The sequence below is a fragment of the Enterobacter cloacae complex sp. IR5422 genome (assembly GCF_049238165.1).
In the GTDB taxonomy this organism is placed as follows: Bacteria; Pseudomonadota; Gammaproteobacteria; order Enterobacterales; family Enterobacteriaceae; genus Enterobacter; species Enterobacter roggenkampii.
This window is the reverse complement of the sequence record NZ_JBMKHT010000037.1, coordinates 19,433-38,285: the sequence shown is the minus strand read 5'-3', so window position 1 is coordinate 38,285 and position 18,853 is coordinate 19,433. Positions and strand designations below refer to the sequence as shown.

20 protein-coding genes are annotated in these 18,853 nt (G+C 53.0%); 11 read left to right on the top strand and 9 right to left on the bottom strand.

Annotated features, from left to right (window positions below):
• Window positions 1-84 precede the first annotated feature (84 nt).
• Window positions 85-408 carry a transporter gene (locus tag ACOTXT_RS16880; RefSeq protein ID WP_421625369.1) on the bottom strand — a complete coding sequence of 108 codons (324 nt, stop codon included), beginning with the start codon at window positions 406-408 and terminating at the stop codon, window positions 85-87.
• Window positions 409-679: 271 nt separating this feature from the next.
• Here ACOTXT_RS16880 and ACOTXT_RS16875 point away from each other — a divergent pair, with 271 nt between their 5' ends.
• Together ACOTXT_RS16875 and ACOTXT_RS16870 are read left to right on the top strand one after the other, a co-directional pair.
• Window positions 680-1,384: a response regulator gene (locus ACOTXT_RS16875; protein WP_008501224.1), complete on the top strand. Its 705-nt coding sequence runs from the start codon at window positions 680-682 to the stop codon at window positions 1,382-1,384.
• A complete protein-coding gene (locus tag ACOTXT_RS16870; protein ID WP_063929822.1) occupies window positions 1,381-2,445 on the top strand; it encodes an ATP-binding protein in 1,065 nt (354 codons plus the stop codon). The genes ACOTXT_RS16875 and ACOTXT_RS16870 overlap by 4 nt, the downstream gene beginning before the upstream one ends.
• On the opposite strand, the gene ACOTXT_RS16865 is transcribed toward ACOTXT_RS16870, so the two are convergent.
• The 8 genes from ACOTXT_RS16865 to pspF all read right to left on the bottom strand — a co-directional run bounded on the left by ACOTXT_RS16865 (window position 2,426) and on the right by pspF (window position 11,131).
• Window positions 2,426-3,367 carry an ATP-grasp fold amidoligase family protein gene (locus tag ACOTXT_RS16865; protein ID WP_055321879.1) on the bottom strand — a complete coding sequence of 314 codons (942 nt, stop codon included), beginning with the start codon at window positions 3,365-3,367 and terminating at the stop codon, window positions 2,426-2,428. The two genes, ACOTXT_RS16870 and ACOTXT_RS16865, sit on opposite strands and share 20 nt — an antisense overlap.
• A gap of 148 nt (window positions 3,368-3,515) precedes the next feature.
• Window positions 3,516-4,322 (bottom strand): putrescine export ABC transporter ATP-binding protein SapF, encoded by an 807-nt coding sequence (gene sapF / locus ACOTXT_RS16860; protein WP_008501227.1) that lies wholly within the window; start codon window positions 4,320-4,322, stop codon window positions 3,516-3,518.
• Between the two features lies 1 nt (window position 4,323).
• Entirely contained in the window at window positions 4,324-5,316 is a 993-nt protein-coding gene (gene sapD, locus ACOTXT_RS16855; protein WP_008501228.1) for a putrescine export ABC transporter ATP-binding protein SapD, read from the bottom strand.
• Window positions 5,316-6,206 carry a putrescine export ABC transporter permease SapC gene (sapC, locus tag ACOTXT_RS16850; protein ID WP_025913072.1) on the bottom strand — a complete coding sequence of 297 codons (891 nt, stop codon included), beginning with the start codon at window positions 6,204-6,206 and terminating at the stop codon, window positions 5,316-5,318. The genes sapD and sapC overlap by 1 nt, the downstream gene beginning before the upstream one ends.
• Entirely contained in the window at window positions 6,193-7,158 is a 966-nt protein-coding gene (sapB, locus tag ACOTXT_RS16845; protein WP_008501230.1) for a putrescine export ABC transporter permease SapB, read from the bottom strand. The genes sapC and sapB overlap by 14 nt, the downstream gene beginning before the upstream one ends.
• The gene (gene sapA / locus ACOTXT_RS16840; RefSeq protein WP_008501231.1) at window positions 7,155-8,795 is read right to left on the bottom strand and encodes an ABC transporter substrate-binding protein SapA; all 1,641 of its coding nucleotides are present in this window, start codon (window positions 8,793-8,795) and stop codon (window positions 7,155-7,157) included. The genes sapB and sapA overlap by 4 nt, the downstream gene beginning before the upstream one ends.
• A gap of 986 nt (window positions 8,796-9,781) precedes the next feature.
• Window positions 9,782-10,057, bottom strand: a complete 276-nt coding sequence (locus ACOTXT_RS16835) for a hypothetical protein (RefSeq protein WP_008501233.1) — start codon at window positions 10,055-10,057, stop codon at window positions 9,782-9,784.
• A gap of 81 nt (window positions 10,058-10,138) precedes the next feature.
• Entirely contained in the window at window positions 10,139-11,131 is a 993-nt protein-coding gene (gene pspF / locus ACOTXT_RS16830; RefSeq protein ID WP_162269489.1) for a phage shock protein operon transcriptional activator, read from the bottom strand.
• Window positions 11,132-11,282: 151 nt separating this feature from the next.
• On the opposite strand from pspF, the gene pspA reads away from it, so the two are divergent.
• From pspA to ACOTXT_RS16785, 9 genes are all read left to right on the top strand, one after another.
• A complete protein-coding gene (pspA, locus tag ACOTXT_RS16825; RefSeq protein ID WP_023292259.1) occupies window positions 11,283-11,951 on the top strand; it encodes a phage shock protein PspA in 669 nt (222 codons plus the stop codon).
• A 49-nt stretch (window positions 11,952-12,000) separates the two neighbouring features.
• On the top strand, window positions 12,001-12,225 hold the full coding sequence (gene pspB, locus ACOTXT_RS16820; RefSeq protein WP_008501236.1) for an envelope stress response membrane protein PspB: 225 nt from the start codon (window positions 12,001-12,003) through the stop codon (window positions 12,223-12,225).
• Window positions 12,225-12,584 carry an envelope stress response membrane protein PspC gene (gene pspC, locus ACOTXT_RS16815; RefSeq protein WP_008501237.1) on the top strand — a complete coding sequence of 120 codons (360 nt, stop codon included), beginning with the start codon at window positions 12,225-12,227 and terminating at the stop codon, window positions 12,582-12,584. The genes pspB and pspC overlap by 1 nt, the downstream gene beginning before the upstream one ends.
• Before the next feature lie 12 nt (window positions 12,585-12,596).
• A complete protein-coding gene (pspD, locus tag ACOTXT_RS16810) occupies window positions 12,597-12,821 on the top strand; it encodes a phage shock protein PspD (protein WP_023292260.1) in 225 nt (74 codons plus the stop codon).
• A 196-nt stretch (window positions 12,822-13,017) separates the two neighbouring features.
• Complete coding sequence (locus ACOTXT_RS16805) at window positions 13,018-14,715, top strand: sugar phosphorylase (RefSeq protein WP_063929830.1); 1,698 nt, start codon at window positions 13,018-13,020, stop codon at window positions 14,713-14,715.
• A 14-nt stretch (window positions 14,716-14,729) separates the two neighbouring features.
• Window positions 14,730-16,022, top strand: coding sequence for an ABC transporter substrate-binding protein (locus tag ACOTXT_RS16800; RefSeq protein WP_023292262.1), 1,293 nt, complete (start codon window positions 14,730-14,732; stop codon window positions 16,020-16,022).
• Window positions 16,023-16,044: 22 nt separating this feature from the next.
• Window positions 16,045-16,926, top strand: a complete 882-nt coding sequence (locus ACOTXT_RS16795; RefSeq protein WP_008501242.1) for a carbohydrate ABC transporter permease — start codon at window positions 16,045-16,047, stop codon at window positions 16,924-16,926.
• Window positions 16,913-17,755, top strand: coding sequence for a carbohydrate ABC transporter permease (locus ACOTXT_RS16790; protein WP_008501243.1), 843 nt, complete (start codon window positions 16,913-16,915; stop codon window positions 17,753-17,755). The genes ACOTXT_RS16795 and ACOTXT_RS16790 overlap by 14 nt, the downstream gene beginning before the upstream one ends.
• A 28-nt stretch (window positions 17,756-17,783) precedes the next feature.
• The gene (locus ACOTXT_RS16785) at window positions 17,784-18,836 is read left to right on the top strand and encodes a zinc-dependent alcohol dehydrogenase (protein WP_023327617.1); all 1,053 of its coding nucleotides are present in this window, start codon (window positions 17,784-17,786) and stop codon (window positions 18,834-18,836) included.
• The last annotated feature ends 17 nt before the right edge of the window (window positions 18,837-18,853 follow it).

Sequence of the window (18,853 nt, the reverse complement as noted above, 5' to 3'; positions counted from 1 at the left end):
CCAAAATCAGCCACGAAGAGACGATTTTGGGCTGAAAATTGGAAAATTGAGCCACAGGACGTCGATAAAGGACGGTTTGGGGCGTCATATCGGGAGCTGCGGACCACTTAATCGCAACTTCCTTAACAGCACGGTGAACGTAATAATGAGATAAACAAAAATCACCATCAGCCAGAAGGCGATGATAAGAAGCTCAATGAACGCGCCGGCTTTATTTTGTATGACCAGAGAAACCACTGACAATGCGATGCAGCCATAGATAAGGGGTGAAGAGAGCAGCGTCAAGGCGACTTTCTCATCCACTCTGTGTACCAGCATCAGCCAGGTATAAAGTAATCCCCACGACAGCAGCAGAAACAGGAAATATATACCCAGTTTTTTAGGAGAAAAATATTTAGAAAGTTCCATGTTCATTATTTCAGCCAACTTCATAAAATCTTTAAGAAACAGTGGTAATTTGCAGCCCGCAATGCACAACGCGTTATGCCTCATTAGCGATTTTGAACGGACATTGTCGAGTCTTTATTGACTGAATGTGTAGGCTGTGTGGAGAAATAACCGGGCATTTAAATCAACCGGGAAATTTTCGTGACTACGGCACTTTTTCCCGGAGGCTGTGTCTTATTGTGCTCAAGATATCTGATAGCGTGCTTAAAGGGATTTCACCCGCGGAGATAATATGAACAAAAATACGCTGATCCTTGTTGTTGAAGATGAAGACGAAATCGCCGATATACTGATGAGCTACTTAGAGCGTTCGGGAATGAAAACGCTCAGGGCCAGGCAGGGCGAGCAGGCGATAACGCTCAATCGCCTCCATAAACCGGATCTCATCTTGCTGGACATTCACCTGCCCGTGTGTGACGGCTGGAGCGTGCTTACCACGCTCCGCCATGAAAGCGCTGTCCCCGTCATTATGGTTTCCGCTCTCGATCAGGACGTCGATAAACTTATGGGTCTGAGGCTCGGCGCGGATGATTACGTCATCAAACCCTTCAACCCTTCGGAAGTTGTCGCGCGGGTTGAGGCGGTGCTGCGTAGAACAAAGCCTGCGCTTCAGCAGGCAGGGGCCCTGCCGCTCAGAACGCCATTCATTACGGTCTATCCGGATGATTTCTACGTGGAGGTTACTGCGGGGCCCGAGGTTATCTCCCCGGTCTTAACGACGACCGAATTTAAGTTGCTTTCTTACCTGGTGCGGTATCCGCGCAAGGTCTGTTCCCGTGAAGAGTTGCTCAACGCGTGTTTGCCGGAAGGCGATACGCTCGACAGAACCGTCGACAGCCATATGAGCAAGCTGCGAAAAAAACTGGAGCTGGCCGGTCTTTATGGCGTTCCCGAGAGCATCAGGGGCATGGGTTACCGGCTTGGGGAAAAGAAATGAATAAAGAGTCTGTCCTGAGTCGTCAGATCTTAACGTATATGCTATTGCTGACGTTTACGATAATTGCCATCGCCATACTGGGCTCCTGGTTTTTTTACTCCTTTATTCTGGATCATCTTCCCGGCGGCCCTGCTGCGGGCGATGACGAGCAGATGACGATGTGGGACTGGGTATGGATTGGGACCGCGACAACGATCAGCCTGATCATTGCCGTATTCTTTACGGTCAAACTTTCATCGCGAATACTCACCCCGCTAAACGCGGTCGCGTCCAGCCTGAAAAAAATTTCTCAGGGCGATCTGGACGCAAGGGCATTCTGTGCCAGTTCCCGGCTGGGAGAGATCAATCACCTGGTTGCGGATTTCAATGAAATGGCAGAAAAGCTGCAAACGCTGGATATCCAGCGGAAATCCTGGAATGCTGCGATTGCGCATGAACTGAGAACCCCGGTCACCATTTTACGCGGAAGACTTCAGGGGCTGGTTGACGGGGTGTTTACCCCGGATCCGGTGCTGTTTACTAACCTCCTTAAACAGACGGAAGGATTAACCCGTCTGATTGAAGATCTCCGGGTTATCAGTTCGGATGGCGGGGCAGGATACACGTTATACCAGGCCAGAACGGATCTGAAAGGGACAATACAGGACGCGCTCGATACCTTCATGCCCGAGTTCAACCGTAAGGCATTTACCGTCCATACTGAACTGAGGGAGCTGCAGTGCGTATTCGATCCCTTACGCATCAATCAGTGTCTGACCGTTTTATTTGACAATGCCTTACACTATTCAACTTCGCGCAAGCTCACGGTTAAAAATGGTGTTTCGGATAAAGGCAATTTTATCCTGATTCAGGATGGGGGACCGGGTATTCCCAGGGAGTTTCATGACTTCCTGTTTCAGCCCTTTCAGCGCGATAACGGCGCCAGACAGTTGAACCCGGAAGGCTGTGGTTTGGGCTTGTCGGTGGTAAAAGCCATCATGCTGGCGCATGGTGGCGATGTTACCTATACCTTATCAACGCAAAACCATTCGATATTTAAACTCACCTGGCCCGACTCGTGAGCGTCAGCGGCAGGTCAAATGTGCCTGCCGGCGGTAAATGCCATATTTTTCCTAGCTTAGCATCCCATTCCTGCGGGGTAATCGACAGTTTACCGCGTCTCGGGCTTAAGGTTATTTCACTGAAATAGATTTCATCTTTTTTTAGCATGAGGTCAACGCGGCAGTAGTCAATGCCATCCGCCAGCTCCTGGGATGCCAGCAACGCTTGCCGGAACAAGGCCGGTTCGCCTGGCGCCAACGGTGTATTCGGATATTCCATCTGAAAGGGTTGTAAGTTCCAGTACCTGTCGTAAACGTTGATGAAACCTTTGCCGCTATCATCCGTAAAATCCGCTTCAACATAGTGGGCAACGCCATGAAAGCAATGGAGCCTTAGCATTTCGGGCGCTGTGTTCCTGTCTGCATCATCGAAGAGATCGACAAACGGTTCGCAAAGTATTTTTGGCGTAATGTTTTTGTACTGCCATTCGCGCGTGGTGTAGTACATATTTTTCTTTAACGCGAGACTGAGTTTTTTACACGCTTCCCTGATGTTAAATTGCGCTTTGTTCGTACATATTATTGTGCTGCCACTGTCATGGTTGCACTTAAGGACAAATTTTTCAGGGAGCGTCGAAAAATCAATCTGGGACACCTTGCTGTACACGCCAAGTAATGGCACCGTTTTCGCACGCGTTGTTCTGGAGGTTACGTATTCCCGAACGGCGAGTTTATCGGCAAGCAGGGTATAGACGTTATTGTGGTCATAGACCAGACGATGACATATTTTTTCACTCAACGTCGTGGGGGATTTAATGTCAGGGTGCTTTCCCGATGTTTTCTTGAGCCTCACAGTATGAAAGTTCAGGTCCGTCATTAAAAATGAACGACATTTTCTGATGAGGTACTCGGTATATTTGAGAACGTAAGTGGCGTTGTTCATTTCTTCTCCTTCGTAATGTCCGGATATTCTGGAGAAGAACTGTTGATGTATTTTGCTGAGAATATGGAGCAGCAATGGAGATGAAAAAGTTAAGGATTAAACAGCGTGTTAAGGCTATTTAATCCTTATTATGCGGTGCAACGTTTGTTTACCGATCTTTGCGCCACGCATCCGCCGTCAATGCTTCACCGAAATGCCCGGCTATCAGCCGTTTTGTCAGCTCGTGAAGCGGGGAGGCCATCACATCCGCCGTGCTGCCGCGTTCGACCACTTCACCCTGGTGCATAACCATCACCTGATCGCTGATGTGCTTCATCATCCCCAGATGCTGGGTGACGTAGATATACGAGATGCCCTGTTTTTCCTGTAATTCCAGCATCAGGTTAATCAGCTGTGAACGCATCGACATATCCAGCGAGGCAAGCGCTTCGTCAGCAATGATCACTTTCGGGCGCAAAATTAACGCACGCGCCAGACCCAGACGCTGTTTCTGGCCGGGAGCCAGCATGTGCGGGTAGTAGCTTTCGTGGTCCGGTAATAGCCCAACCATGCGCAGTGTTTCGAAGATACGCTTGCGGCGCGCCTCGGGCTCCAGGTCAGTGTTCAGACGCAGCGGAAAATCGAGGATCTGCGAAATGCGCTGGCGTGGGTTGAGCGAGGTCGACGGATCCTGAAAGATCATGCGGATGCGCTGGCTGCGGAAAGAGTAATCCCCGAACGTCAGAGGGTGATCGTCAATCAATACTTCCCCAGCCGTAGGTTCAACCATGCCGGCGAGCATTTTCGCCAGGGTGGATTTCCCGGAACCGTTCTCGCCGATGATTGCCAGGGTCTGTTTTTCACGCAGGGTAAAGCTGAGCGGTTTTACCGCGTCGACAGTTTGACGATGAAACAGCCCCGTGCGGTAGCGAAAGGTCTTACTCAGGTTGCGGACTTCCAGCAAGGTTTCGACCATTTCACTCTCTCTCCATGTTCAGCGGGAAATGACAGGCGTAAAGATGATTTTTGGCCCCGGTCAAGCGTGGCGTCTCAATACATTTACGCTGCGCATACGGGCAACGCGGCCCCAGACGACAGCCTATCGGCAACGATTCCAGCAGCGGAATCGCCCCGGGCAGGGTATTCAGGCGGCTCTTATGCGGCATGGCGCTGCCAAAATCGGGAATAGCGCGGATTAGCGCCTGCGTATACGGGTGGTGCGGCGCGGTGATCAGGTCTTCACTCGGCGCGGTTTCGACCGTTTGTCCGCAGTACATCACATCAATTTTATCCGCCCATTTGCTGAGCATTTGCAGGTCATGGCTGATCAGCAAAATGGTGGTGTTGTTGTTCTGGTTAAGACGCGACAGCAGGCGGAAAATTTGCGCCTGCGTGGTGGGCTCCATCGCGTTCGTCGGTTCATCCGCAATCAGCAAACGCGGCTGATTGGCCAGCGCGATGGCAATCATCACTTTCTGACACTCGCCGTCGGTCAGCTCGTACGGGAAGCTGCGCATTGCATCTTTGTGATCTTTGATCCCGACGCGGTGTAAAAGCTCAATGGCGCGACGCTTGCGCCAGCCCACGCGCTGCCACCAGCGGCCTTTATAGGTCCAGCCGGGGATGTTTTGCATCAGCTGTTTGCCCACGCGCTCGGACGGGTCGAGACAGGACTGCGGCTCCTGGAAAATCATGGAGACGTTGTGCCCGACCAGCTTACGCCGCTCGCGGGGAGAGAGGCGCAGCAGGTCGATATCATCAAACCGCATACGGTCTGCGGTGACGCGCCAGTTATCTTTCGCCACGCCGCAGATGGCTTTGGCGATCAGGCTTTTGCCTGATCCGGATTCACCCACCAGCCCGCGGATTTCACCCTCCGCGAGGGTGATGCTGATGCGATCGACGGCTTTGACCCAGCCTTCACCGGTTTTGAATTCAATGGTGAGGTTGCGAATATCAAGAAGCGGCATTATTGCACCCCCGCGTTAATTGCACGGCGAATACCGTCGCCCAGCAGGTTGATCAGCAGCACGCTCACCATGATGGCCGCACCCGGCAGCATAACCGTCCACGGCGCCACGTAAATTAACTCCAGCGCGTCACCGAGCATCGCACCCCATTCAGGCGACGGCAGCTGCGCGCCGAGGTCGAGGAAGCCGAGCGCCGCGATGTCCAGAATCGCCATCGACAGGGCGCGGGTGATCTCGGTGACCAGCCCGGACGCGATGTTAGGCAACACGGCAAACCACAGAATATTGAAGGTGGTCGCGCCGTCCAGACGCGCAGCGACGACATACTCTTTTTCCAGCTCGTCATGCACCATGCTGTAAACCGAGCGCACGATGCGGGGCAGGATAGCCAGCCAGACGGCGAACATGGCATGCGACAGGTGCGGACCGGCAAAGGCAACCACAACGATCGCCAGCAGCAGAGACGGAATCGACAGCAGCGTATCCAGAATGTGGTTAAGCACCGCCGAGCGCAGGCCATGCGTGGATCCCGCAAAAATACCCAGCGCCAGCCCGCAGATCGTGGCCGCGAGCGTCACCACAAACGCGCCGCCCACCGTCGGGGCCGCACCGCTCAGCAGGCGGCTTAACACGTCACGTCCGAGGTCGTCCGTTCCCAGGAAGAAAGAGACCTCTCCGTAGCGCGACCAGGACGGCGGCAGCAGCTGATAGCCAAGGAACTGCTGGTCAATGCCGTACGGCGCAAACCAGGAGCCAAAGACACAGAGCAACACCAGACCGGCGCAGCCATAAAGGCCGATCATCGCCGTGGTATCACCATAGAATTTACGCCACACGGTACGCAGCACACCGGGCGTGCGCTTTTCACTGTATACGTTATCGTAGGGCATACCATTCCTTATGCTTCAACGGGTTAGCCATGGCACCCAGAATATCGGACAACACGTTAACAATAATCACCAGCGAACCAATCACCATCACCCCTGCGGAAATCGCGGCGTAGTCCTGCTGGCGGATAGCGTTAATCAGCCACCGCCCCAGGCCCGGCCAGCTAAAGACCATCTCGGTGATCATGGCCAGCGTGAGCATGGTGGAGAACTGTAATCCCAGACGCGGAATAACCGGCGGAAGGGCGTTGTGCAGGACGTTGCGGCGCAGGATGGTCAGGCGCGACAGTCCGCGCGTGGCGGCGGCTTTGACATAGTTCTGGTCAAACACCTCAATGGTGCTCAGGCGCATCAGGCGGATCACTTCGGTTGTTGGCGCAACCGCCAGCGTCAGCACCGGCAATACCATATGGCGCAGGGCGCTGACGATCATCTCATGCCGCCACACGGAATCGGACAGCCACGCGTCGATAATGGCAAAGCCCGTCACCGATTTAACCGTATAGAGCAGGTCAAAACGGCCAGAAACCGGGAGCCAGCCCATTGTCAGCGAGAAGAAAAGCGTCAGCAGCAGCGCCAGCCAGAAGACCGGGATGGAGAAGCCAAGCAGGGCGAGGGCGCTGATAAACTTATCCTGCCATTTGTTGCGATATATCCCGGCCAGCATGCCCACGGGGATCCCGACCATCAGGGCAAACCCGAAGGCCAGAATGCACAGTTCCATCGTGGCCGGGAAAACCTCTTTCAACTGCTCGGAAATCAGCTGCCCGTTAATGCTGGATACGCCGAAATCCCAGTGCAGCAGCCCGTTAAACCAGAAGAGCCAGGCATCCCACAGCGACGATCCCTGGAGCGGGGCGTGGGGCGTGAAATAGCTCAGGCTAAACCCGACAAAGTTCAGGAAAAAGAGCGTCACCAGCAGCAACAGGAGCCGACGCAAGGTAAAAATAATCATGGTTTTTTCACCTCTTGTTCTTTTTCACGCGACACGCCGGCGAACGAGGCGTTGCCAAACGGGCTCAGCACCAGGCCTTTAATATCATAGCGATACGCCTGAAGGCGCAGGGAAGAGGCCAGCGGCAGCACCGGGAGTTCCTGGGCAAGGATCTTCTGCGCTTCATCATAGGCGTCGATGCGCGAGGCCAGCTGTTGGGAAGCCAGCGCTTTTTGCAGCACGGCGTCAAACTCCCGGTTACACCAGTGGGCGTAGTTGGTCTGCGAGTTTATCGCCGCACAGCTCAGCAGCGGCCGGAAGAAGCTGTCCGGATCGTTACTGTCGGTGGCCCAGCCGGTGAGGGTTAAATCATGATTCATGTCCATCAGGCGCGCCTCCTGGAAACGGCCTTCAACCGGTACGATGATCACTTTTACGCCCACCTGCGCCATATCCGCCTGCAGCAGTTCGGCGGTCTTGAGCGGGCTCGGGTTCCACGCCTGGGAGCTGGTCGGCACCCAAAGCTGCAGCGTAAGGTTTTCTGCGCCCAGCGCTTTCAGCTGTTCACGCGCTTTTGCCGGATTGTATTCCGTAATTTTAGCCTCACCGTCGTAGGCCCACGAGGCGCGCGGTAAAATTGAGGCGGCAGTTTCCGCCGTACCGTAGTAAATCGACTGCATCAGGCGCTGGTTGTTGATGGCGAGCGCAAGGGCGTGACGAACGGCAGGGTTATTCAACGGCGGCTTATCGGTGTTAAAGGCCAGATACGCGATGTTCATCCCCGGGCGTAGCGTCAGACGCAGGCGCGGATCGTCGCGCAAAATCGTGAGCTGGCTGGCCGCGGGCCAGGCAAGCACGTCACATTCCCCGGTGAGCAGTTTCGAGAGCCGCCCCGTTCCCCCAGAGCCGAGATCGACCACCACCTGCGGCATCAGCGGCGTACCGCGCCAGAAGTGTTCATGGCGCTGCAGACGAATATATTGACCGGCGCGATATTCGGCCAGCTGGAACGGACCTGTGCCAACCGGCTGGCGATCGAGCAGTTCCTGACGATCTTTTTTCGTCAGCTTCGCCGCGTATTCGGCCGACATGACGGATGCATAGTGGGTTGCCAGGTGCCAGAGGAAGGAGGCATCCGGGCGCGTCAGCGTGAATTCAACCGTGCGGTTATCCAGCTTGCGCACGCTTTTCACGGTGTCGGCAAACTGCAGGCTGTCGAAATAGGGGAAATTGCTGCCGTTAACGTTATGCCACGGGTGATTGCGGTTGAAGATACGCTGGAAGGTAAAGACCACGTCATCCGCATTCAGCTTGCGCGAGGGGGTAAACCACGGCGTGCGCTGAAACGCAACATCATCGCGCAGGTGAAAACGGTAGGTTGCGCCGTTATCCAGCACTTCCCAGCTTTCCGCAAGCTCGGGCACGAGACGGTAAGTGTACGGGTCTACATCAAGCAGACGATCGTAAAGCTGCGCGGCAAGGGTATCCACAATCAGGCCGCTGCCCGCTTTTTGCGGGTTGAAGGTATCCACCTGGCCGCTTACGCAATAGACGAAGCCGCTGTCACGAATGTCAGGCTGCGGCGTTTGCCCGGGCGCGGCAAAGGCCTGGCTGCTAAACAGACCAAGTGCAAAAAAGGACGATAAAACCAGACGCATAATTTTTAAGGTATTAAATATGAAGTGGCTATCCTACTAATTTTAAACGACATTATCCAGTATCGTTTAAGCCTGAGGGCATAATGGGGCAGTAACGTTTGCAGTCGGTCACTCAGCGTCACAACCCGATGCACGTTCATACCTGCAATCCACTTTGAATATACCTCATGGACTATCTTAGCATTTTCGTGGCGCATCTGACTCGCTATAAACGAAGGATTTAACCCGGCAGACAGGGTTTCGCAAAGTCGGTCGGTATAGTTACGTCTTCGCTGGGTAAAATGACAGGAATGCAGGGTACATTCCAGGTGCGATATCATTTTAATTGTAATATGTGTCTGATATATTATGATTTTTTACTAAAGTAAAACAAATTATGGCATTCAGACTACCCGCCAAACGCGAAGTGTTTGCATGCTTTTGCCTGGGATTATGGTTTTACGGGATGTGTCGGCTTGACATCTATACAAGCGATGCGTACTTGATAGAACCAGGTTCTGTTTATTGGTGAATTATCTTGATTTCAGTCGCTATAGGTGCCTTTGCATCATGGCGCGTTTCGTCACGCGTCAAAAGCAAAGAGGGTAAACTGGAGCGCGTTAAGTTTTCCTGGCTTGTTTTGTGTTTGTAGTGGGTGTCGTATCTTTCACACTCTGGGAAAGCACTGAAGCAATCATCGTTTCAAGTGCAACGCAAACAGTTAGCGGAACTTACCCTTTCAGGATGAACTACCCAGGACCTTCATGCGGAAAACATTGCCGTTGCAAGGCTGGGGTTGTCTATTATGACGAATTCTTAAAGCGTGAAATTGAATTCTGCCAGTGGGATGACGCTTCGTTTTTTTTCTACACAGACTCTATTCGTGTGGTCAAAAAAGTCAATGCTCACGGCGGTAAAATAATAAGCCATGAGGCAATTCACTAATTCAAAAGAGTGTCCTGAGATAGCTACATAATGAATAATAAGAGTGCCCAGAAGCAAGCGCATCACTGGAATAGTGAGCTTAGTGTCTTGAAAATAAAGTTTTTTTGATCAAGTGAAATGATGCCGACAGCTAAAAGTAACGAACCACCGCTCGCCATGGTTAAAAGGTTAAAATAGAATTTCCAGGGGTGTTTAGAGCAATAAACATAATACTTCTCATAGGTTCCGTTGAGCCAGCCAATAAAAACTCCTGTCCTCAGAGCTTTACTTGTATGCCAGATGTAGAAAATACCGCCTAAGCAGAATGCGAGAGAAATCAAAAAATCTAAAATAGCCATCTTAATAATATCCTTATTCTTCTTGATTCATCTATTGCTTTTTTTTCATAAAATAAGTGAATTTTAAAGTGATAGACACTGTCATCGCATTTGATGCTTTTTGAGCAATGCCCTTAACTGATGGTAGGTCAAACCCAGCAGTTCAGCCGCCCGTTTCTGGTTGTATTTCGCCATCTTCAGGCTTTGCTCCAGCAGCTGTTTCTCCTGGTCGTGCTGGAACTGGCGCAAATCAAAGGGAAGAGCAGGGGCGTCGCCTGGAGATGCTGGTGGGGGCAAGGACGGGGCGCTGCGCTGAAAAGGATCGATAATAATGTTGTCCAGCTCCGTCTCGCTGCTGTCGTGGCGATAGACGGAACGCTCCACGACGTTTTTCAGCTCGCGGATATTGCCCGGCCAGTGGTACGCGAGCAGCGTCTCCCGTGCATAATCGCTGAAGCCGGGGAACAGCGGCAGTCCGAGCTCGCGGCACATCTGAATCGCAAACTGGTCTGCCAGCAGCATAATGTCGCTTCTTCGCTCGCGCAGCGGAGGAAGCTGCACGACGTCAAAGGCCAGGCGGTCGAGCAGGTCGGCACGGAATTTATCCTCTGCCACCCTCTCCGGCAGGTTGGCGTTAGTGGCGCACACCAGGCGCACGTTGACTTGCAGCGGCTGGCTACCGCCGACGCGCTCCAGCTCGCCGTATTCAATCACGCGCAGCAGTTTCTCCTGCACCAGCATGGGCGCGGTGGCCAGCTCATCAAGAAACAGCGTACCGCCGTCGGCGCGCTCAAAGCGTCCGGGATGGCGTTTCTGGGCACCGGTAAACGCACCCGCTTCATGGCCGAAGAGCTCGGTGTCGAGCAGGTTTTCATTCAGCGCCGCGCAGTTAAGGGAAATGAAGGGGCCGTCCCAGCGCCCGGATAAGTAGTGCAGACGGTTGGCGATGAGTTCCTTACCCGTACCCCGCTCGCCGATAATCAGCACCGGTTTGTTGAGCGGCGCCAGGCGAGACACCTGTTCCAGCACCTCCAGAAAGCTGTTTGCTTCGCCGAGTAAATTGTCTTTGTATCCGGGCATGATGAAATTAACCACTCCTTAGCGATATTCACCAGGTAAGAATAGTTCTTTGCTGCATAAAAATCAATCAGTTCTCGTTAAATCAATAAGATAAAAAATTGGCACGGGAATTGTATTATCCATACAGCAGGGCATTGCCCGATAACAGAACTATGAGGAGTCAATTATGGGTATTTTTTCTCGTTTTGCCGACATCGTGAACGCCAACATCAACTCACTGCTGGAGAAAGCGGAAGATCCGCAGAAGCTGGTGCGTCTGATGATTCAGGAAATGGAAGACACGCTGGTTGAAGTCCGCTCTACCTCCGCCCGCGCGCTGGCGGAGAAAAAACAGCTTACGCGTCGTATTGAACAGGCCACCGTTCAACTGAACGAATGGCAGGAAAAAGCAGAACTCGCGCTGCGCAAAGACAAAGAGGATCTGGCCCGTGCGGCGCTGATCGAAAAACAGAAGCTGGCAGACATGGTCGCGACGCTCGAGCATGAAGTGACGCTGGTGGATGACACGCTCACCCGCATGAAGAAAGAGATTGGCGAGCTGGAAAACAAGCTGAGCGAAACCCGCGCGCGTCAGCAGGCGCTGACCCTGCGTCACCAGGCGGCAAGCTCCTCCCGCGACGTGCGTCGCCAGCTTGACAGCGGTAAGCTGGATGAAGCGATGGCCCGTTTTGAATCGTTTGAGCGTCGTATCGACCAGATGGAAGCGGAAGCCGAAAGCCACGGCATCGGTAAGCAGAAGTCACTGGATCAACAGTTCGCTGATCTCAAGGCCGATGATGAAATCAGCGAGCAGCTGGCGGCACTGAAAGCCAAAATGAAGCAAGACAACCAATAATAATGCCTGCGGCACCTGAACGTGCCGCATCGTAAGACAAGGAGTACACATGAGCGCGCTTTTTCTGGCTATTCCCCTGACGATTTTCGTGCTGTTCGTTTTGCCGATTTGGTTATGGCTGCACTACAGCAACCGTTCCTCACGGGGCGAACTTTCCCAGAGTGAACAACAGCGTCTGATACAGCTCTCCGATGAGGCGAACAAAATGCGTGAACGCATTCAGGCGCTGGAAGCCATCCTGGATGCTGAACATCCAAACTGGAGGGACCGTTAATGTCTGGACTGAATCTGAACAAAAAGCTGTGGCGAATTCCACAGCAGGGCATGGTGCGCGGCGTCTGCGCCGGGCTGGCTCACTATCTTGACGTCCCGGTTAAGCTGGTACGCGTGGTGACGGTGCTGTCGATCTTCTTCGGTCTGGCATTTATTACCCTGGTTGCGTACATCGTGTTGTCGTTTGTGCTTGACCCGATGCCGGAGGGAGAACTGGCGGCGGAAGGCGCTCCCACCAGCAGCGATCTCCTCAATGCTGTGGATGCGCAACTCGCCGCCGGTGAGAAGCGGTTACGGGAAATGGAACGCTACGTCACGTCGGATACCTTTACGCTGAGAAGTCGTTTCCGTCAGCTTTAAGAGAGAAAAGAGATGAAACAACACTGGCAACAGGCCGGTCAGAAGGTAAAACCCGGCCTGAAAATCGCAGGTAAGCTGGTCCTGATGACCGCGTTACGTTACGGTCCGGCTGGGGTAGCGGGGTGGGCGATTAAATCGGTTGCCCGCAAGCCGGTCAGAATGGTACTGGCCGTGGCGCTCGAACCGCTGTTGCAAAAGGTGGCGAAACGGCTGTCACGCCGCTATTTATCCCAGTAGTTTCCGCTCGCAGCAGCCCTTTCTCTTCCAGGAGAGGGGCTGGCGATGATGACCCGCACTTCCTCATTTCACCTGCTTTCTTTGCGGCAGCTCACAATATTGCGCTGAGCTGCTTTGCAATCGCATTTTTCTCCTGCCCGCTCCGTTGACAGATATTTTTCATGGGAGTAGATTGCCATTCCGTGGGACCGCTACCATGGAAAATCAAGTGAACGAAAAAATTAAAGTACTCATTAATCTTGTTTATGGAAAAACGTTTTCTGAAGCACATCTCCATATGCTGCTGGAAAATATTGAAAAGGCCGCCTCTGTTATTACGGAAAGGCGTAAAATGGGCTGGGATGAAAAAGATATCGTTCTGATAACCTATGCCGATCAGTTTTCCGCGAAAGGGGAGAAAGCACTCCCTGTTTTTACACGTTTTTATAACAAATGGCTTTCGCATTCTTTTTCTCATGTCCATCTTTTGCCTTTTTATCCGTGGTCTTCGGACGATGGCTTTTCTGTAATTGATTATCATGAAGTTGCGCCTGAAACGGGAACATGGCGAGACGTTGCTGAATTAAAACAGACAACCAGTTTGATGTTTGATTTCGTCTGCAATCATATGTCGGCCAAAAGTGCCTGGTTTGCTAATTATCTGAAGCAAATGCCGGGATATGATGATTTCTTCATTTCTGTCGATCCCGAGACAGATTTATCCGCGGTGACGCGTCCGCGCGCCTTACCGCTTCTCACGCCTTTCACACTTCATGATGGCAGTGTACGACACCTGTGGACCACCTTCAGTGAAGACCAGATCGATCTCAACTTCGCCTCTCCGCAGGTACTGATTGCGATGGTCGACGTGCTGCTGCATTACCTTATTGAAGGGGCGCGGTATATTCGACTGGATGCCGTAGGGTTCATGTGGAAAATACCGGGAACGAGCTGCATTCACCTTGAGCAAACCCACCAGCTCATCCAGCTTTTCCGCGCCATTACCGAGGCGGTTGCCCCCGGCACGGTAATTATCACCGAGACGAACGTTCCGCATAAAGATAACGTCTCTTACTTCGGTGACGGCGAAAATGAAGCGCAGATGGTTTATCAGTTCTCGTTGCCTCCGCTGGTGCTGCATGCCGTGCACAGCCAGGATGTCAGCACGCTGAGCCAGTGGGCTGCGTCGCTGGCGTTGCCTTCCACAAAAACCACCTGGTTCAACTTCCTGGCCTCGCATGACGGCATTGGTCTTAACCCATTGCGCGGAATTTTACCGGAGTCGGAGATCCTTTCGCTTGTAGAAAAGCTCCAGACCGAAGGTGCGTTGGTTAACTGGAAAAATAACCCGGATGGCACACGAAGCCCGTATGAAATTAACGTGACCTATCTTGATGCCTTAAGTACGCGAGAAAGTCATGATAGCGAACGCATTGCCCGGTTTATTCTGGCCCATGCTGTCCTCTTAAGCTTCCCCGGTGTGCCTGCAGTTTATATTCAGAGTATTCTCGGCTCCCGTAATGATTATGATGGCGTAGAGCACCTGGGATATAACCGTGCGATAAATCGTGAAAAATATGCCGCGGATCAAATTGATTGCGCGCTTGAAGATAAAAATAGTCTCCGTTATCAGGTTTACAGTGCGTTAAGTCAGTTAATCGTATTGCGCCGGGCAGAAAAAGCATTCCATCCTGACAGTGAGGCTTATTTCAGTACGTCAGGGAAGCATGTTTTAAAAATTGTCCGCGTGGCGGATTGTGGTGAGAAAATAACAGCGTTGTTTAATTTCAGTGATAATTCTCAAACGGTTGAGTCCGATATTCACTCGGGAAGGGAATTGATTAGCGGAAAAGATATTACCGACACGACTCTGATCCTAAATCCATGGCAGGTATTGTGGATTAAAGAAAACTAAAAAGGACCTTAAACATGAAAATACCCAGAATTGTGCTGATATCAGCACTGGTTTCGTGCGCCCTGTTATCAGGCTGTAAGGATGACAAAGCGTCCTCTGTCACCATTGAGTTTATGCACTCGTCCGTAGAGCAGGAGCGTCAGGCCGTTATTACGAAACTGATCGAAAAATTCGAGAAAGAGAACCCGGGCATCACGATAAAACAGGTACCGGTAGAAGAGGATGCCTACAACACCAAGGTGATTACGCTGGCGCGAACCGGCGCGCTGCCTGAAGTGATTGAGGTCAGCCATGACTATGCAAAAGTGATGGATAAAGAACAGCTTCTGGATCGTGACGCAATCGCTGAAGCAATTAAGGCGGTGGGGGAAAACACCTTCTATGACGGCATCTTGCGCGTTGTCCGCACGGAAGACGGCGCAGCCTGGACGGGCGTGCCGATCAGCGCCTGGCTCTCTGGCGTGTGGTACCACAAAGATGTGCTGGCCGCGGCGGGCATTGAGGAGCCGCATAACTGGGAACAGCTTCTGCAAGCCAGCCAGCGCCTGAACGACCCGGCTAAAAAACATTACGGCATCGCGTTACCGACTGCGGAAAGCGTGATGACCGAACAGTCGTTCTCTCAGTTTGCCCTTTCCGGTGGCGCGAACGTGTTTGATGCAAAAGGGAATGTCGACATCGATACCCCGGAAATGGCCAAAGCGCTGGCGTTTTATAAAGCGCTGGCTGCGACCACCATGCCGGGTTCGAACGATGTTATGGAGATCAAAGACGCCTTCATGAACGGTTCTGCGCCGATGGCGGTTTACTCCACCTACATCCTGCCCGCCGTCTACAAGGACGGAAACCCTGCCAACCTGGGCTTCGTTGTCCCGACTGAAAACTCATCGGCGGTGTACGGCATGATCACCTCGCTGACGATCACCACCGGACAAACCGAAGAGGAGACCAAAGCGGCCGAGAAGTTTGTTACCTGGATGGAACAGGCTCAAAACGCGACGGACTGGGTCATGATGTCGCCGGGCGCGGCGCTGCCGGTAAACAAAGGGGTGGTGGGCACGGATACCTGGAAAAACAACGACGTGATTAAAGCGTTTGGGCAGTTGCCATATGAGCTGATTGCACAGTTCCCGAACGTGCAGGTGTTTGGCGCGGTTGGGGATAAAAACTTCACCCGCATGGGCGACGTGACGGGCTCCGGCATTATCAGCTCCATGGTACATAACGTCACGGTGGGGCAGAAGGACCTTAACACAACGTTAAGCAGCAGCCAGAAGCGACTGACTGATCTCATTACACAACGATAGGAGCGCTCTGCGGAAGGAAATTATGAAGACGTTGTTTTCTGGTCGTTCAGATATGCCTTTCGCCATGCTGCTGTTGGCCCCCAGCCTGATTCTGCTGGGGGGCCTGGTGGCCTGGCCAATGATTTCCAATATTGAAATCAGTTTTTTACGCTTGCCGCTCAACCCGCGCATTAGCGCCGTGTTTGTCGGCCTGGACAATTACATTCGCATCCTCGGCGATGCCGCTTTCTGGCACTCGCTGTGGATGACTTTCTGGTACACCGCGCTGGTGGTGATTGGCAGCACGGTGCTGGGGCTGGCCGTGGCCATCTTCTTTAATCGCGAGTTTCGGCTGCGTAAGACGGCACGTTCACTGGTGATTTTATCCTACGTCACGCCGTCTATTTCGCTGGTGTTTGCCTGGAAATACATGTTCAACAACGGCTACGGCATTGTGAACTATCTGGGCGTAGACCTGTTGCACCTGTATGACCAGGCGCCGCTGTGGTTCGACAACCCGAACAGCAGCTTCGTACTGGTGGTGCTGTTCGCGATCTGGCGTTACTTCCCGTACGCGTTTATCTCATTCCTGGCGATTTTACAGACCATTGATAAATCCCTGTATGAAGCGGCGGAAATGGACGGCGCGAATGCCTGGCAACGTTTTCGGATCGTCACGCTGCCCGCGATTATGCCGGTACTGGCCACGGTGGTCACGCTTCGCACCATCTGGATGTTCTACATGTTTGCTGACGTCTACCTGCTGACCACGAAGGTCGATATTTTGGGCGTCTATCTCTACAAAACCGCATTCGCTTTCAACGACTTGGGTAAAGCAGCGGCGATCTCTGTGGTGCTGTTCGTGATCATCTTCGCTGTGATTCTGCTGACCAGAAAAAGGGTGAACCTCAATGGCAACAAATAAACGCGTACTGAGCCGTATTGGTTTTTATCTCGGGCTGGCGGTATTCCTGATCATCACGCTGTTCCCGTTCTTCGTGATGCTAATGACGTCGTTTAAGAGTGCGAAAGAGGCGATCTCGCTCCATCCGACCATTCTGCCGCAGGCGTGGACGCTGCAGCATTACATCGACATCTTTAACCCGCTGATCTTCCCGTTTGTGGATTACTTCAGAAACAGCATGGTGGTGTCGCTGACCTCATCGGTGATTGCCGTGTTTCTCGGTACGCTGGGCGCTTACGCCTTGTCCAAGCTGCGTTTTAAGGGACGCACGACGATCAACGCGAGTTTTTACACCGTCTACATGTTCTCCGGCATCTTGCTGGTGGTGCCGTTGTTCAAAATCATCACCGCGCTGGGGATCTACGACACCGAGCTGGCGCTGATTATCACCATGGTGACGCAGACGTTACCGACGGCGGTGTTCATGCTGCGCAGCTACTTCGACACCATTCCGGACGAAATAGAAGAAGCCGCGATGATGGACGGCCTTAACCGCCTGCAAATCATCTTCCGTATTACCGTTCCGCTGGCGATATCCGGGCTCGTATCGGTGTTTGTCTACTGCTTCATGGTGGCGTGGAACGACTATCTGTTTGCGTCCATTTTCCTGTCCAGCGCCAGCAACTTCACCTTGCCGGTCGGGCTGAACACGCTCTTTAGCACACCCGATTATATCTGGGGTCGCATGATGGCGGCATCGCTGGTGACGGCACTTCCGGTGGTCATCATGTACGCCCTGTCTGAACGTTTTATTAAAAGTGGTTTGACCGCCGGTGGCGTGAAGGGCTGAGGCGGCCAATTTTAACAAGGAGTTAATCATGAAAAAATTAGTTGCGACAGCGCCACGCGTGGCGGCGCTGGTGGAATATGAAGATCGTGCTGTGGAAGCACATGAAGTGAAAATTCGTGCCCGCTTTGGTGCCCCGAAGCACGGCACTGAAGTGGTCGATTTCCGCGCCGCAAGCCCGTTTATCGATGAAGAGTTTAACGCGGAGTGGCAGATGTTCACGCCGCGTGAAGAGGGCGCAGCGCGCGGAATCGAGTTCGGTAAGTTCCAGCTGGGCAACATGATTGTTGGCGACATTATCGAATGCGGTGCGGACGTCACGGAATACCAGACTGGCGATCGCGTTTGCTGCTACGGTCCGCTGCAGGAGACGGTTATCGTGAATGCCGTCAACAACTACAAGCTGCGCAAAATGCCGCAGGGCGCCTCCTGGAAGAACGCCGTCTGCTACGATCCGGCACAGTTTGCCATGAGCGGCGTGCGTGATGCCAACGTCCGCGTGGGCGACTTTGTTGTCGTGGTCGGCCTGGGTGCCATCGGACAGATTGCGATTCAGCTGGCGAAAAAAGCGGGCGCGTCAGTTGTCATCGGCGTTGATCCGATCGAACACCGCTGCGAGATCGCCCGTCGTCACGGTGCGGACCACTGCCTGAACCCAATCGGCACAGACGTTGGTCTGGAAATTAAAAAGCTGACCGGGAAGCAGGGCGCAGACGTGATCATCGAGACCAGCGGCTTTGCCGATGCGCTGCAGTCCGCGCTGCGCGGCCTCGCCTACGGCGGCACCATCTCCTACGTTGCATTCGCTAAACCGTTCTCAGCAGGCTTTAACCTGGGGCGTGAAGCGCATTTCAACAACGCGAAGATTGTCTTCTCCCGAGCCTGCAGTGAGCCAAATCCGGATTACCCGCGCTGGAGCCGCAAGCGTATTGAAGAGACCTGCTGGGAACTGCTGATGAACGGTTATCTGAATTGTGAAGATCTGATCGACCCGGTCGTGACCTTCACCACCAGCGCTGAAAGCTACATGAAATATGTGGATCAGCATCCTGAACTGAGCATCAAAATGGGCGTCACTTTTTAAGCTAAGGAAAGCAACTC